This window comes from Streptomyces sp. NPDC045287, from assembly GCF_056432325.1.
Map to the genome: position 1 here is coordinate 41,815 of NZ_JBWKJG010000024.1, position 14,769 is coordinate 56,583.

The window sequence follows — 14,769 nt, forward strand, 5'->3', positions numbered from 1 at the left end:
CCGCCGCCCTCGGGGGAGGGGACTGTCGCGGCCAGCCGTTACGCTGGACCCGTGGCAGTCGTCGACGTATCCGAAGAGCTGAAGTCCCTCACCTCGACCATGGGGTCCATCGAGGCGGTCCTCGACCTCGACAAGATGAGGGCAGACATCGCCGTGCTCGAGGAGCAGGCGGCCGCGCCGTCCCTGTGGGACGACCCCGAGGCGGCACAGAAGATCACCAGCAGGCTCTCGCACCTCCAGGCCGAGGTGCGCAAGGCGGAGTCCCTGCGCGGCCGGATCGACGACCTCGCGGTGCTGTTCGAGCTCGCCGAGGCCGAGGACGACCCGGACACCCTCGCCGAGGCCGAGGCGGAGCTCACCGCGGTCCGCAAGGCCCTCGACGAGATGGAGGTCCGCACGCTCCTGTCCGGCGAGTACGACGAGCGCGAGGCCCTCGTCACCATCCGCGCCGAGGCCGGCGGCGTCGACGCCTCGGACTTCGCGGAGCGCCTGCAGCGCATGTACCTCCGCTGGGCCGAGCGGCACGACTACAAGACCGAGATCTACGAGACGTCGTACGCGGAGGAGGCCGGCATCAAGTCGACCACGTTCGTCGTGCACGCCCCGTACGCGTACGGCACGCTCTCCGTCGAGCAGGGCACGCACCGCCTGGTCCGCATCTCCCCGTTCGACAACCAGGGCCGCCGCCAGACGTCCTTCGCGGGCGTCGAGGTGCTGCCGGTCGTCGAGCAGACCGACCACATCGAGATCCCGGAGAACGAGCTCCGCATCGACGTGTACCGGTCCTCCGGCCCCGGAGGCCAGTCCGTCAACACGACGGACTCCGCCGTCCGCATCACGCACCTCCCGACCGGCGTGGTCGTGTCCTGCCAGAACGAGAAGTCGCAGATCCAGAACAAGGCGTCCGCGATGCGCGTCCTCCAGGCCCGCCTCCTGGAGCGCCAGCGCCAGGAGGAGCGCGCCAAGATGGACGCCCTCAAGGGCGACGGCGGCAGCTCCTGGGGCAACCAGATGCGCTCGTACGTCCTGCACCCGTACCAGATGGTCAAGGACCTGCGCACGGAACACGAGGTCGGCAACCCGCAGGCCGTCCTCGACGGCGAGATCGACGCCTTCCTGGAGGCGGGCATCCGCTGGCGCAAGCAGCAGGAGCAGGAGAAGTAACCCTCCCTCCCCCGCACGACCGGCGCCGCACCCCCACCGGGGCGCGGCGCCGCGCCACACGCGTACCCGCGCGACGCCGGGGCCCGCGCGTCCCCGAACGCGGGTCCCCCTCCCGAGCACACCGATCCCACCCGTCGATCCCGCACCGAGCGGCGGAGGCGGCAACCGGTACGAGTGGATCCCCGCGCCCATGGCTACGAGATCGAGGCCGACCTGGAGGGTGGTGGCTACTGGTGTCCATGGGCAGGGCGTTCCGTCCGGGTGTGGTGTGCGGCTCTCCGGCGGCGCCGGCACTCACCGGACGTGTGCTCGCACAGGAACCCCGCTCGCCGGATTTCGGCTTCCGTTCGGACTGGGCCGGGAACGTGGTGGTCGCCCACCCCTCTGCCCGTCCCGCGAGGTGTACGGCGCGGACATCTACGTGAACGCGCCGGGTGAGAGCGGCGACGGCTTCGAGACCTTGTGACGCGCGACTCGCCCGGCATCAAAGGGTGCAGGGACCGGCGTCTTCGTGGTGGGTGCCAAGGTCGACTTCCTGAAGGAGGACGAGCCCCTCAAGGAGAAGCTTCCGGACGGCTTCCACGTCGGGGTCACGGAAGCTCGTCAACGGGAAACCGGACCCGGGCCGAGCCGATTGGGTGGCTCCGTCGCGCCTCGAAGGAGCCGAGTTGGAGGCGGGCGAGCACCTCACTCCGGACGGCGACGTGGTGACCAGGGCGCAGGTCGACGCCCAGGCGCTCTGCAACGACCCGAGCACCGCGTCGGGGCACTGAGGTTGAGGTGTTTCGTTCGACGGTCTGTCCGGACGACCGCGGACGGATGACCATCGCCCCATGCGGGTCGCACGGAGATTCCCGCCATGGCTTTATCGATAAGGCAATCGCCCACTTCAGTACGGCGTTTCGCGTTTACGTCACAGATGCATGCCCGCATAGCAGGCAAATGGTGTTGTCTCAACCCTTAGGCGACGCAACGTCCTTGACGCCCCCTTGAAAAGCCGAAAGTCTGGGGCGCGGCATGCGCGGATCTGGGGCGCGTGTGAACGGGGGCTGGTCCAGTAACGTCGCGGCCCTCCTGTCCTGGCCCCGGTGCGCTGCTCCACTGACAGAACAGCTACTGGGGGTAGCAGCTTTATGACCAAGAAGATGCGGATCAGGGTCGCGCGGATAGCCGCTGGCGCGGTGATCGCCGCGGGCGCGTCCCTGACCGCGGCTGGAGCCGCCCAGGCGGCGGGCATCGATCTCGGCTTCACGACCGATGCGTGCTCTCCGGTCGACTCCACCTGTGACGACAACACCGTCCCGGACCCGGTCACGAGCGGCGGTACGACCACGAGTGGCGGTGCGACGACCACGAGCGGTGGCACGACGGTCGACGGTGGCGTGACCACGACTGGTGGTGCGACGACCACGAGTGGTGGCACGTCGTCCGACGGTGGCGCGACCACGAGCGGCGGTGCTGCCACCACCAGTGGTGGTACGTCGTCCGACGGTGGCGCGACCACGAGCGGTGGCACCTCGTCCGACGGTGGCGCGACCACGAGCGGCGGTACGTCGTCCGACGGTGGTGCGACCACGAGCGGCGGCAACGGCGGCAACGGCGGGTCGAACGGCACCACGGGCACCACCGGCACCACGGGTTCGACCGGCACCACTGGCACCACGGGCTCGACGGGCACCACCGGTACGACGGGCACCACGGGTACGACCGGCACCACGGGTACGACCGGCACCACGGGTACGACCGGCACCACCGGCACCACGGGTTCCACCGGTACGACGGGCACCACGGGTTCGACCGGCACCACGGGTTCCACTGGTTCCACGGGTACGACCGGCTCCACCGGTTCCACGAGCACCACCGGTGGTGACGACGCCGCGTCCACCGGCGGTGCCGCGGCCACCGGTGGCTCCGGCTCGACCGGTGGCGACGTCGGCACCTGCACCGTGACCGCCGACGGTGCCGAGTGCTCCGACAACGACCCGGGCACCAACAACGTCGGCTCGCAGCCGGTCCAGCAGGGCGAGGTCAAGGAGGAGCTGGCGGAGACCGGCGCCGCCGAGACCTCGTTCCTCCTCATCGGCGCCGCGACGATGATCGCCGGCGGCATCGGCTTCCGCATGCTGCCGCGCCTGGTCGGCGGCCGCACCGCCGCCTAAGCGCGCGGACCGAGCGCGCGGAGCCCGGGCGACCGGGCGCGCGAAAAGGGGCCCGGACACCGTTCCCACGGTGTCCGGGCCCCTTCCACAACCGGGAGCTGCGTACGCGACCGGCCGCTACGCGGGCTGGTGCGCCACGACCAGCGCCGCCGCCGTCGCCACCAGGAGCAGGAAGAGCGTCAGCAGCGCCGACGGGCTCAGGGCGCCCCAGGGGCTCTGCTGCATGCGCTCGCGGTTCGCCCGGCAGACGGGGCAGCGGCCCTCGCTCACGGGCGCGGCGCAGCTGGCGCACACCAATCGGTCATAGGTCATGCGCTCTCCTCCTCCCGCGCGGCGGAGCCGCTGGACTGCGAACCGTCCACCCGGTTCTCTCCGCACAACGCTCAGGGAAACGCGTCCGTTCCCCTCCCCACTGTGCCAGGTCCCACGAGTTTAGGCGCGCCCCGTCGTGTTCCCGCCGGTCAGGACTGCCTACCACAGTCCCCCAGTCCGGACAAATCGGGCAAGCCCGTCCGGCGCCTGCACGGGACATCCCGGTTCGCGTATGGTCACGCTCACCTACTCCTCCCGGCCGACCGTGGGTGCACCCGTGATCCGATTCGACAACGTCTCCAAGTCCTACCCGAAGCAGAACCAGCCCGCACTCAGGGACGTCTCCCTGGAGATCGAGAAGGGTGAATTCGTCTTCCTGGTGGGGTCCTCCGGCTCCGGAAAGTCCACCTTCCTGCGGCTGCTCCTGCGCGAGGAGCGCGCCAGTACGGGAACGGTGCACGTCCTCGGCAAGGACCTCGCCCGGCTGTCCAACTGGAAGGTGCCGCACATGCGCCGCCAGCTGGGCACCGTGTTCCAGGACTTCCGGTTGCTGCCGAACAAGACCGTCGCGCAGAACGTGGCCTTCGCGCAGGAGGTCATCGGCAAGTCCCGCGGCGAGATCCGCAAGTCCGTCCCCCAGGTCCTGGGGCTGGTCGGCCTCGCGGGCAAGGAGGACCGGATGCCGGGCGAGCTGTCCGGCGGCGAGCAGCAGCGCGTGGCCATCGCGCGCGCGTTCGTCAACCGGCCGATGCTGCTGATCGCCGACGAGCCGACCGGCAACCTCGACCCGCAGACGTCGGTGGGCATCATGAAGCTGCTCGACAAGATCAACCGCACGGGCACCACCGTCGTCATGGCGACGCACGACCAGAACATCGTCGACCAGATGCGCAAGCGCGTCATCGAGCTGGAGAAGGGCCGTCTCGTCCGCGACCAGGCCCGCGGCGTCTACGGCTACCAGCACTGACCGACCAGCGGGCAGTAGCAGCAGCAGGCTTCACGCACGGCAAGGAAAGGCTCTACGCACGCGATGCGCGCCCAGTTCGTACTCTCGGAGATCGGTGTCGGCCTCCGTCGCAATCTCACGATGACCTTCGCCGTCATCGTCTCCGTGGCCCTGTCACTGGCCCTGTTCGGCGGCGCGGTGTTGATGGGCCAGCAGGTCAACGCGATGAAGGACTTCTGGTACGACAAGGTCAACGTCACCATCTACCTCTGCAACAAGAACGACGCGGAGACGGCCGAGACCTGCTCCAAGGGCGCCGTGACCGCCCAGCAGAAGGAGCAGATCGAGACGGACCTCAAGAAGCTCGACATCGTGGAGACCGTCCACCACGAGACGGCGGAGGAGGCGTACAAGCACTACCGGGAGCAGTACGGCGACACCGCCATCGCCAGCGTCATCACGCCGGACCAGATGCAGGAGTCGTTCCGGGTGAAGCTGAAGGACCCGGAGAAGTACGAGGTCGTCGCCACCGCCTTCTCGGGCCGGTCCGGCGTCCACTCGGTGCAGGACCAGCGCGGCATCCTGGAGAACCTGTTCAACATGATGCGCGGCATGAACGTCGCCGCCCTCGTCGTCATGGGCCTGATGCTGCTGATCGCGCTGATGCTGATCGTCAACACGGTGCGCGTGTCGGCGTTCAGCCGCCGCCGCGAGACCGGCATCATGCGGCTCGTCGGCGCGTCCAGCTTCTACATCCAGATGCCGTTCATCATGGAGGCCGCGTTCGCCGGACTGCTGGGCGGCCTGGTCGCCTGCGGACTGCTGCTGGTGGGGCGGTACTTCCTGATCGACGCGGGTCTGTCGCTGGCGGAGCAGATGCCGCTGGTCCAGTTCATCGGTTGGGACGCGGTGTTCTCGGTCCTGCCGCTGGTCCTCGTGATCGGCCTGCTGATGCCGTCGTTGGCGGCGGCCGTCGCGCTGCGCAAGTATCTGAAGGTGTGACAAGCGCCCCTGGTGCCGTGCGGGCAACGCCCGTACGGCGCCTTCCGCTTGTCCTAGAGTGAGCGGCATGTCGATGCCGGGTCCCGAGTCCTCGCTCCGGCCCCGCCACATCGGGCGCGGGGCCGTCCTGACCGTGATCTTCGCGACCGTCCTGGCGACGGCCGCCGCCACCGGCTCCCTGCCGCACGGCGACGACGACCCGTCGACGGCGGCCCGCAACGGCCCCTCCGCCGGCCCCGCCCGCCCCGCCCCCCGGACGGACGAGGACGCGGTGCGGGACGAGGTGGTCCGCGCCGCCGCCGAGGCCGCCGAGGACGGCAAGTCCGTCGCGCAGGCCGCCGAGGAGGTCGTCAGCCGCAGCGGCGACCGGTGGGGCGCCGTCTATGACAGGAGCGAGTACGAGGACTTCCAGCGCGCCCTCGACGGGTCGTACACGGGGGTCGGCCTGTGGGCGCGCCGTACCGCCGACGGGCACGTCGAGGTGGCCCGCGTGCAGCGCGGCGGCCCCGCGCAGCGGGCGGGGCTGCGGCCCGGCGACCGGCTCCGCGCGGTCGACGGCCGCTCCGTGCGCGGGCGCACCGCCGCCGAGGTGGTCGCCCTGCTGCGCGGCGATCGCGCGGACGGGGGCGGTACGCGCGCGAAGGCCGGTTCCGCGGTCGCCCTCCGAGTCCAGCGGGGCACGCGCGCGTGGACGCTGACGCTGCGCCGCGCCCGGCTCGCCGTCGAGGCGGTCACCGTGCGGCGGGTCGGCGACGTGGTGCTGATCCGGGTCAGCGCGTTCACGCGGGGCAGCGGCGCCCTGGTGCGCAGGGCCGTGGACCGGGCCCCCGCGGGTGCCGGGGTGCTGCTGGACCTGCGGGGCAACGGCGGCGGCCTGGTCGCCGAGGCGGTCACCGCCGCGTCCGCGTTCCTCGACGGCGGGCTCGTCGCCACGTACGACGTGCACGGGGAGGAGAAGGCCCTGTACGCCGAGCCGGGCGGCGACACGGGTAGGCCCGTCGTCGCGCTGATCGACGGCGGCACCATGAGCGCCGCCGAGCTGCTGACCGGGGCGCTCAAGGACCGCGGGCGGGCCGTGACGGTGGGGGAGCGCACCTTCGGCAAGGGCTCCGTCCAGATGCCCAGCAGCCTTCCCGACGGCTCGGTCGCCGAGCTGACCGTCGGCCACTACCGCACCCCGGCGGGCTCGCGGGTCGACGGGCGCGGCATCCCCCCGGACGTACCGGCGCCCACCCGCGCCGAGGAGCGGGCCCGCACGGTATTGAGTGGCCTCGGGGCGGGCACGTAGTGCGAAAATGGCCGCACTATGGCTAAGGAAACAGGGCGCAAGCTGATCGCGCAGAACAAGAAGGCGCGGCACGACTACCACATCCTGGACACCTACGAGTGCGGTCTGGTCCTGACCGGCACCGAGGTGAAGTCGCTGCGCCAGGGGCGGGCCTCGCTGGTGGACGGCTTCGTGCAGATCGACGGGCACGAGGCGTGGCTGCACAACGTCCACGTACCGGAGTACAGCCAGGGCACCTGGACCAACCACAGCGCGCGGCGCAAGCGGAAGCTCCTCCTGCACCGTGCCGAGATCGACAAGCTGGAGTCGAAGTCGCAGGAGACGGGGCACACGATCGTGCCGCTCTCGCTGTACTTCAAGGACGGCCGGGCCAAGGTCGAGGTCGCGCTCGCCCGGGGCAAGAAGGAGTACGACAAGCGGCAGACCCTGCGCGAGAAGCAGGACCGCCGCGAGGCCGAGCGCGCCATGTCGGCGGTCCGCCGCCGCCAGCGCGCGTAGGCGGGGTGACGCGGGTCACGCGTACGGGGAAATACGCTGGCATCGTCCCGCGTTGATCCCGTACGATGGCATCTGCCCCCCATGGCGGGGGCGCGCCCCCCAGGGGGCTTGAAAAATCAACATGGGGATGATCGGTTTCGACAGCGGCTGTCGAAGCAGGGGAAGCGTGTCGAGGAAGCGGCCATGATCTCGTAAACCACAGGCCGAAACCAATAATCGCCAACACCAAGCGCGATTCCTTCGCCCTCGCTGCCTAAGTAGCGACTCGCGAAGTGTCAGCCCGGGGCTGTTCCCGACCCGGATCCTGGCATCAGCTAGGGAACTAAACCTCTAGGCCCGGTCACGGGGCGTAGAGGGAAACCACACAGTGACTGAGCCCGTCGGAGACTTGTCCGCGTGATCTCCGGGGCCGAGAAAAGCGAAGCGGACTGCACACGGAGAAGCCCTGGTTCCGCACCGTTGGACGCGGGTTCGATTCCCGCCATCTCCACTTTCCCATGTAGGCGAAGGCCCGGCAGCCCCCAAGGCGGCCGGGCCTTCGCCGTGCCCCGGCGATCGCGCCCCGGTGCGCCCCTCGGAGCGGCGGTGCGGTCTTCGGGGTGACAGTGCGGCTCTCGCAGCGGCGGTGCGTCCCTCGGAGCAACGATGCGGTCTTCGGGGCCGCGCGGGCGCGCGGTCAGTCCGGGGCCGTCCCGCCGTCGGCGTGCCGCGGGGCATGCGGCAGGCCCCGCGGCCGGACGCCCACCGCGGCCAGGCCCAGCGCCAGCGCCCCCGCCGCGACCGGCAGGGCGTACGCGATGCCCGCGCCCGCCCGCTCCACGAGCCAGCCGCCCGTCGCCGCGCCCGCCGAGATCCCGCCCAGCAGGGCCGTCACCGCCAGCGTCATGCCCTCGTTCAACTGCCCCGGCGGGGTCAGCCGCTGCACCAGCGACATGCCGGTCACCATCGTGGGCGCCGTCGCCATCCCCGCCAGCAGCAGCGCTCCCGCCAGGACGAGCAGCGAGCCCGTGCCGGACGCCAGCAGCGGCAGCGACATCAGGGCCGTCATCGCCGCCAGGCACACCAGCAGCCGCCGCCGCACGTCCGGGGCGGGACGCGCCGAGCCGTACGCGAGGCCCGCCAGGAACGAGCCGAACGCCTGCAGCGCCATGACCGGACCGGCCTCCGGGCCGTCCACGAACGCCAGCGTCACGATCTCCATCGACCCGAAGATCACGCCCGTCGCCAGGAACACCGCCAGCAGCGCGGGCATCCCCGGCGTGCGGAGCGGGGAGCGCGCCCGCCGCCCCGCCTCGCGCGGCGCGACCGGCGGCTCCGTCGCGCGCTGCGCGGTGAACAGCAGCATCCCGGCGAGCAGCAGGACCGCGCCGATCAGGGTGCCCGCCTCCGGGAACAGCGCCGCGCACAGGAACGCGGCGAGCACCGGGCCGGTCATGAAGCACAGCTCGTCCACGGCCTGCTCGAAGGCGTTCGCGGTGTGCGCCGCGCGCGGGTCGTCGCGGTACAGGTGCGCCCAGCGGGCGCGGGACATGCCGCCGATGTTCGGGGTCGTCGCGGTCGCGGCGTACGCGGCGAACAGGGTCCAGTCCGGCGCGCCGTAGCGGACGCACAGCAGCAGGGCCAGCGACCCGAGCACGGCGAGCACCGTGGCCGGGACGGCGACCCGCGCCTGCCCGTACCGGTCGATCAGCCGCGCGGTGAACGGCGCCACGACCGCCGTCGCGGCGAGACCGGTCGCGGTGACGGCGCCGGCGAGGGCGTACGAGCCGCGCGAGCCGGCGATCATGATGACCGCGCTGACGGTGAACATCCCCATCGGCACGCGCGCGATGAGGTTGCCGGCGGTGAACGCGCGCGCACCGGGCACGGCGAAGAGGCGGACGTACGGGTTGCGGGGGCGGCGGGGCGGCCCGCCGGGGGTGCCGGAGCGGGGCGGCTCGGGCGGGGAGGCGGACGCGGGAGCGGAGGCCGGGGCGGAGGAGGACGAAGACGGGGACGGGGACGGGGCGGAGGAGGACGAAGACGGGGACGGGGTGGAGGCCGGAGTGGAGGGGGTCGGAATCGGGGACGGAGTCGGGGGCGAGGCGGAGGAAGACGGGGTCGGGGACAGGGGGCCGGGGGTAGCGGCCGGCTCGGTCGCCGGCTTCGTCGGATGCGGGGGCATGGCCCCACCCTCACTGCCCCGCCCACCGCCGGTCCAACACCTGTTCGGCACGCATTGACGCACTTGTGTTGTAAGTTCCGGTCGTGGTCCCCGACATCGAACCCCGGCTCCTGCGCGCCTTCGCCGCCGTCGCCGACGAACTGCACTTCACCCGCGCCGCCGCCCGCCTGTACGTCGCCCAGCAGGCCCTCAGCCGCGACATCCGGCGCCTGGAGCGGCGGCTCGGCACCGAGCTGTTCGTCCGCACGACCCGGCAGGTCGCCCTCACCGCGGACGGCGAGCGGCTCCGCCCGTACGCGCAGACGGTCCTCGCCGCGTACGACGACCTGGCCACCGCCTTCTCCGGCGCCGGGCCCCGCCCCCTCCTCGTCGACCTCAACTCGCCCGACATGAGCAGCGGACGCGTCCTCGACCGGGCCCGCGCGCTGGCGCCCGACTGCGAGCTGATGGCCCGCTTCGAGAGCGGCCTGACCGGCGCCGCCGCAGAGATCCTCGCCGGCCGCCTCGACGTGTCCTTCGGCCGGGTCGCCGGCCTCGACCCGGCGGTCCGCGCCCGGCTTGCCTGGCAGCCCGTGCGGTACGAGCCGATGGCCGTGATCCTGCCCGAAGACCACCCGCTCGCCGACCGCGACGAGGTCGAGCTGTCCGCGCTCGCCGGGCAGGCCCTGTACGCCGGGGCGGGCAACCCCCGCACCCGCGAGTGGACCGACCTCGCCGCGCTCCTCTTCGCCGAGCACGGCATCCGCGTCGCCCCGCCCGCGCCGCTGGCGGTCGGCGTCGAGGAGTTCCGCCGCGTCATGGCCAAGGGCCGCACCCCGGTCCTCGCCGTCGTCGACTTCCCGCCCATGCCCGAGACGGTGCTGCGCCCGCTCACCGGCCCCGTACCCCTGTCGCCCGTGGCGCTGGTGTGGCGCAAGGGATTGAAGCACCCGGGGCTCGACGCGCTGCGCACCGCCGCCGCCCGGCTCGCCGCGGAGGAGGGCTGGCTGGCCGTACCGGACGGGGCGTGGCTGCCGGAGCTCGACGCCGCCCTGATGCGCGGTGCCTGACCGCACCTGACCGGTGCCCGGCTGACCCCTGGCCGTGCCCTGCCGTACCCGACGGGTTCCTGGCCGCGCCCGGCCGGTCCCTGACCGCACCTGACCGGCGCCCGGCCCACGTATGACCGCGTCCGGTCGGCGTCCGGCTGCGCCCGGCCGGCGTCTGGCCGCGCCCGGCCGGTCCCTGGTCGCGCCTGACCGGCGTCCGACCCACGTATGACCGCGTCCGACCGGTATCCGGCCGCACCTGACTGGTGTCCGGCCGGCGTCCGGCCGGCCTCCGACCGTGCCTGACCGGCGTCCGGCCGGTGGGGGCGTCCCCGCCCGCTGCGCCTGCGCGACCCGCTCCCGCGCCGGGGCGCTCACACCGCGTCCGGCCGCCGGGTGAGAGCAAGGTTTCAGACCGGTCACCTCAGATGACCGGACTGAAACGCGACCTTCCTAGCGTCGGTACCGACGGGTTCAGGGAGCGACACGGCGGAGGTGCGCGATGGGCGGACGTTGGATCCAGGAATGGGATCCCGAGGACGAGACCTTCTGGAAGGAGAAGGGCGAGCGCGTGGCCAACCGCAACCTCCTCTTCTCCGTGATCTCCGAGCACATCGGTTTCTCCATCTGGACGCTGTGGTCCGTGATGGTGCTGTTCATGGGCCCCGAGTACGGCATCGACCCGGCCGGGAAGTTCTTCCTGATCGCGGTCGCCACGCTCGTCGGCGCCATCATCCGCGTGCCGTACACCTTCGCCGTGGCCCGCTTCGGCGGCCGCAACTGGACCGTCTTCAGCGCCCTGATGCTCCTGCTGCCGACCGGCGCCGCCTTCGCGGTGATGGAGCCCGGCACGTCGTACACGACGTTCGTGCTCGTCGCCGCGCTCACCGGCGTCGGCGGCGGCAACTTCGCCTCGTCGATGACGAACATCAACGCCTTCTTCCCCCTCCACCGCAAGGGCTGGGCGCTCGGCCTCAACGCGGGCGGCGGCAACATCGGCGTGCCCGTCGTCCAACTGGTGGGCCTCGCCGTCATCGGCACGGCCGGCGCCGCCCACCCCCGGATCGTCCTCGGCGTCTACATCCCGCTGATCGTCGTCGCCGCCGTGTGCTCCGCCCTGTTCATGGACAACCTCGCGCCCGTGAAGAACGACACCGGCGCCGTCAAGGAGGCCGTGCGCGACACCCACACGTGGATCATGGCGTTCCTGTACATCGGCACCTTCGGGTCGTTCATCGGGTACAGCTTCGCCTTCGGGCTCGTCCTGCAGACCCAGTTCGGGCGGACCCCGCTCCAGGCCGCGTCGCTCACCTTCCTCGGCCCGCTCCTCGGCTCGCTGATCCGCCCGGTCGGCGGCTCCCTCGCCGACCGGTACGGCGGCGCCCGCATCACGCTCGGCGCCTTCGCCGCGATGGCCGTCGCGACCGGCGTCGTCATCTACGCCGCGCTCGTCGAGTCGCTGGCGGTCTTCCTCGTCGGGTTCACCGCCCTGTTCGTCCTCAGCGGCCTGGGCAACGGCTCCACGTTCAAGATGATCCCGGCGATCTTCAAGGCGAAGGCGTACGCCTCCGGCCTCGGCGGCGAGGAGGCCGACGCGTACGGCCGCCGCCTCTCCGGCGCCGCCATGGGCCTGATCGGCGCGGTCGGCGCGGTCGGCGGCCTCGGCATCAACCTCGCCTTCCGCCAGTCCTTCCAGACCGCGGGATCCGGTACGTCCGCCTTCGTCGCCTTCCTCGTCTTCTACGCGGCGTGCATCACCGTGACGTGGGCGGTATACCTTCGCAAGTCGGCCGCGACCACCGCGGAAGCACCGGCACAGCGGCAGCTCAGCTACTCCGAGGTGTGATCACGCATGGTCCGTAACGGCGGGGAAACGTGGGCGAACCGATCCTGTCACGCACCCTTGCCAGGCTCGGACGTCATGCAGGAGCACCAGGAGCAGGAGAACGGCCCCCTCGCGGGCTTCACGGTCGGCGTCACCGCGGCCCGCCGCGCGGACGAGTTGAGCGCGCTGCTTCAGCGCCGGGGCGCGGCGGTCCTGCACGCCCCGGCGCTGCGGATCGTGCAGCTCGCCGACGACGCGGAACTCCTCGAAGCCACCAAGCGACTCGTGGGCGACGCCCCGGACGTCGTCGTCGCCACGACGGCGATCGGCTTCCGCGGCTGGCTGGAGGCCGCCGACGGCTGGGGGTACGGGGAGGAGCTGCTCGCCTGCCTGCGGCGGGCGCAGGTCCTCGCCCGGGGCCCCAAGGTGAAGGGCGCCGTGCGGGCGGCCGGGCTGACCGAGGAGTGGTCGCCCGCCATGGACTCGATGGCCGAGGTCCTCGACCGCCTCCTCGAACAGGGCGTCTCCGGCCGCCGCGTCGCCCTCCAGCTCCACGGCGAGCCGTTGCCCGGATTCGTGGAGGCGCTGCGGGACGCGGGCGCGGAGGTCGTCGTCGTCCCCGTCTACCGGTGGATGCCGCCGGAGGACCTGGGCCCGCTGGACCGGCTCCTCGACGCGGCCGTCGCCCGCACCCTCGACGCGGTGACGTTCACCAGCGCCCCCGCCGCCGCGTCCCTCCTGGCCCGCGCCGAACGCCGCGGGCTCCTCGCCGAACTGCTGGACGCCCTGCGCCACGACGTCCTTCCCGCCTGCGTCGGCCCGGTCACCGCCGTACCGCTGCAGAGCCACGCCGTGGACACCGTCCAGCCGGCCCGCTTCCGGCTCGGCCCGCTGGTCCAGCTCCTCTGCCAGGAGCTGCCGGCCAGGGCCCGGACCCTGCCGGTCGCGGGCCGCCGCATCGAGATCCGCGGGCACGCGGTCCTGGTCGACGGGGAGCTGCGGCCCGTACCGCCGGCCGGCATGTCCCTGCTCCAGGCCCTGGCGCACCGCCCCGGCTGGGTCGTCTCCCGCGCCGAGCTCCTGCGGGCCCTGCCCGGCGCGGGCCGCGACGAGCACGCCGTGGAGACCGCCATGGCACGCCTCCGCGCGGCCCTGGGCGCCCCGAAGTTGATCCAGACGGTCGTCAAGCGCGGCTACCGCCTGGCCCTGGACCCCACCGCCGACTCGGGCCTGGAGGGCGACGCGTAGGACGCGCCGCGCCCACCGGGGCGTACCGCGCCCACCGGGGCGTACCGCGTCCACTGGGATGCGTCGCGACCACTGGGACGTACCGCGCCCACCGCGGGGCGTACCGCGCCCCACCGGGGTGCGCCGCGTCCACCGGCGTCCGCCGGGTGAGGGCGGCGCTCCGCCGCGTACGCCGCCCGCCCCCGCGGCGCACGCGGCGCGTACCACCGATGAGTCCCGCGACGCCGCCAGCCGCACCCGCCCCCGCGGCGCACGCGGCGCGTACCGTCCGGCATCTCCTGCCGCCGGGGTTCCGGGGAGGGGGGCCTCGGGGCACGCTGGGGGGCGGAGGGGCGAAGGGCGGCCCCAGGGGGGTGACCGGGCGTGGCGGGCGGGCGGAGGTTCGACGCCGGGCGGCGGTGCCTGGAGCTGCTGGACGAGCCGGCCCCCGGTCCCGAGGGGCTCGCGCGGTGGCTCGCCGGATGCGGGCTCGTGCCGGAGGGGACGCCGCTGCCCGCCGTGGACGACACATGGGTGGAACGTTTCGCCGAGCTGCGCGGCCACCTCGACGTCCTCGTCCGCGCCGAGCTCGCCGGCCGCGTCCCCGCCGCGCCCGCCGCCCTGGAGCGGCTCAACGCCCTCGCGGCCGCCGCCGCGCCCCCCGCCCCGCGGGCGGTGCCCGGTGCCGACGGGCGGCTCGTACGGGCCCTCGACGCCCCGCCCGGCTGCGGCGCCCTGCTGGCCGCCCTCGCCCGCGACGCCGTCGACCTGCTCACCGATCCCGGCGCGCGGGAGCGGCTGCGCGAGTGCGAGGGCGACCACTGCCGCCGCGTCTACCTCGACGCCTCCCGCGGCGCGCGCCGCCGCTGGTGCTCCAGCGAGGCGTGCGGCAACCGCGAACGCGTCGCCCGCCACCGCGCCCGTACGGGACGTGCCCGGGAGGTCCCCGGAAAGGGCCCCGCGCCGCGCTGAGGGTCCCCCTCACGAGTGGGTCACCGGGGCCGGCCCTCCGGTCCCGCCCAGGACGGCGGAAGCCGCCGCGCGACCGCGACCCCGGGGCCTCCCGGCGGCGCCCCGGCCGCCGCCACGGGGCGCGCGGGGCGCCGCGCACGGGGCCGTCGGACGGCCCGACTGACAGGGAGCGGGAACGTGGCGT

13 protein-coding genes and 1 other RNA gene are annotated in these 14,769 nt (G+C 73.0%); 12 read left to right on the forward strand and 2 right to left on the reverse strand.

Annotated features, from left to right (window positions below):
* Window positions 1–51: 51 nt before the first annotated feature.
* The 3 genes from prfB to AC07D6_RS29685 all read left to right on the forward strand — a co-directional run bounded on the left by prfB (window position 52) and on the right by AC07D6_RS29685 (window position 3,323).
* Window positions 52–1,164, forward strand: coding sequence for a peptide chain release factor 2 (prfB, locus tag AC07D6_RS29675; protein ID WP_315876317.1), 1,113 nt, complete (start codon window positions 52–54; stop codon window positions 1,162–1,164).
* A gap of 638 nt (window positions 1,165–1,802) precedes the next feature.
* The gene (locus tag AC07D6_RS29680) at window positions 1,803–1,937 is read left to right on the forward strand and encodes a hypothetical protein (protein ID WP_479049526.1); all 135 of its coding nucleotides are present in this window, start codon (window positions 1,803–1,805) and stop codon (window positions 1,935–1,937) included.
* A gap of 360 nt (window positions 1,938–2,297) precedes the next feature.
* Entirely contained in the window at window positions 2,298–3,323 is a 1,026-nt protein-coding gene (locus AC07D6_RS29685) for a hypothetical protein (RefSeq protein ID WP_479049528.1), read from the forward strand.
* A 117-nt stretch (window positions 3,324–3,440) separates the two neighbouring features.
* Here the strand turns inward: AC07D6_RS29685 and AC07D6_RS29690 are convergent, their stop codons facing one another.
* Window positions 3,441–3,635, reverse strand: a complete 195-nt coding sequence (locus tag AC07D6_RS29690) for a hypothetical protein (RefSeq protein ID WP_315876314.1) — start codon at window positions 3,633–3,635, stop codon at window positions 3,441–3,443.
* Window positions 3,636–3,912: 277 nt separating this feature from the next.
* On the opposite strand from AC07D6_RS29690, the gene ftsE reads away from it, so the two are divergent.
* The 5 genes from ftsE to ssrA all read left to right on the forward strand — a co-directional run bounded on the left by ftsE (window position 3,913) and on the right by ssrA (window position 7,862).
* The gene (gene ftsE / locus AC07D6_RS29695; RefSeq protein WP_028964199.1) at window positions 3,913–4,602 is read left to right on the forward strand and encodes a cell division ATP-binding protein FtsE; all 690 of its coding nucleotides are present in this window, start codon (window positions 3,913–3,915) and stop codon (window positions 4,600–4,602) included.
* 63 nt (window positions 4,603–4,665) lie between these two features.
* Window positions 4,666–5,583, forward strand: a complete 918-nt coding sequence (ftsX, locus tag AC07D6_RS29700; RefSeq protein WP_315876313.1) for a permease-like cell division protein FtsX — start codon at window positions 4,666–4,668, stop codon at window positions 5,581–5,583.
* 73 nt (window positions 5,584–5,656) lie between these two features.
* The gene (locus AC07D6_RS29705) at window positions 5,657–6,871 is read left to right on the forward strand and encodes a S41 family peptidase (protein ID WP_479049580.1); all 1,215 of its coding nucleotides are present in this window, start codon (window positions 5,657–5,659) and stop codon (window positions 6,869–6,871) included.
* An 18-nt stretch (window positions 6,872–6,889) separates the two neighbouring features.
* The gene (smpB, locus tag AC07D6_RS29710) at window positions 6,890–7,369 is read left to right on the forward strand and encodes an SsrA-binding protein SmpB (RefSeq protein WP_315876312.1); all 480 of its coding nucleotides are present in this window, start codon (window positions 6,890–6,892) and stop codon (window positions 7,367–7,369) included.
* A gap of 123 nt (window positions 7,370–7,492) precedes the next feature.
* Window positions 7,493–7,862, forward strand: a transfer-messenger RNA (tmRNA) gene (ssrA, locus tag AC07D6_RS29715).
* A 183-nt stretch (window positions 7,863–8,045) separates the two neighbouring features.
* Here the strand turns inward: ssrA and AC07D6_RS29720 are convergent.
* Window positions 8,046–9,431 (reverse strand): MFS transporter, encoded by a 1,386-nt coding sequence (locus AC07D6_RS29720; RefSeq protein WP_479049582.1) that lies wholly within the window; start codon window positions 9,429–9,431, stop codon window positions 8,046–8,048.
* Between the two features lie 185 nt (window positions 9,432–9,616).
* Between AC07D6_RS29720 and AC07D6_RS29725 the strand changes: the two genes are divergently transcribed.
* From AC07D6_RS29725 to AC07D6_RS29740, 4 genes are all read left to right on the forward strand, one after another.
* Window positions 9,617–10,582, forward strand: a complete 966-nt coding sequence (locus AC07D6_RS29725) for a LysR family transcriptional regulator (protein WP_315876311.1) — start codon at window positions 9,617–9,619, stop codon at window positions 10,580–10,582.
* 481 nt (window positions 10,583–11,063) lie between these two features.
* Window positions 11,064–12,407 carry a nitrate/nitrite transporter gene (locus AC07D6_RS29730; protein WP_315876310.1) on the forward strand — a complete coding sequence of 448 codons (1,344 nt, stop codon included), beginning with the start codon at window positions 11,064–11,066 and terminating at the stop codon, window positions 12,405–12,407.
* Window positions 12,408–12,482: 75 nt separating this feature from the next.
* The gene (locus AC07D6_RS29735) at window positions 12,483–13,634 is read left to right on the forward strand and encodes a uroporphyrinogen-III synthase (RefSeq protein ID WP_479049529.1); all 1,152 of its coding nucleotides are present in this window, start codon (window positions 12,483–12,485) and stop codon (window positions 13,632–13,634) included.
* 363 nt (window positions 13,635–13,997) lie between these two features.
* On the forward strand, window positions 13,998–14,585 hold the full coding sequence (locus AC07D6_RS29740) for a CGNR zinc finger domain-containing protein (RefSeq protein ID WP_479049530.1): 588 nt from the start codon (window positions 13,998–14,000) through the stop codon (window positions 14,583–14,585).
* The last annotated feature ends 184 nt before the right edge of the window (window positions 14,586–14,769 follow it).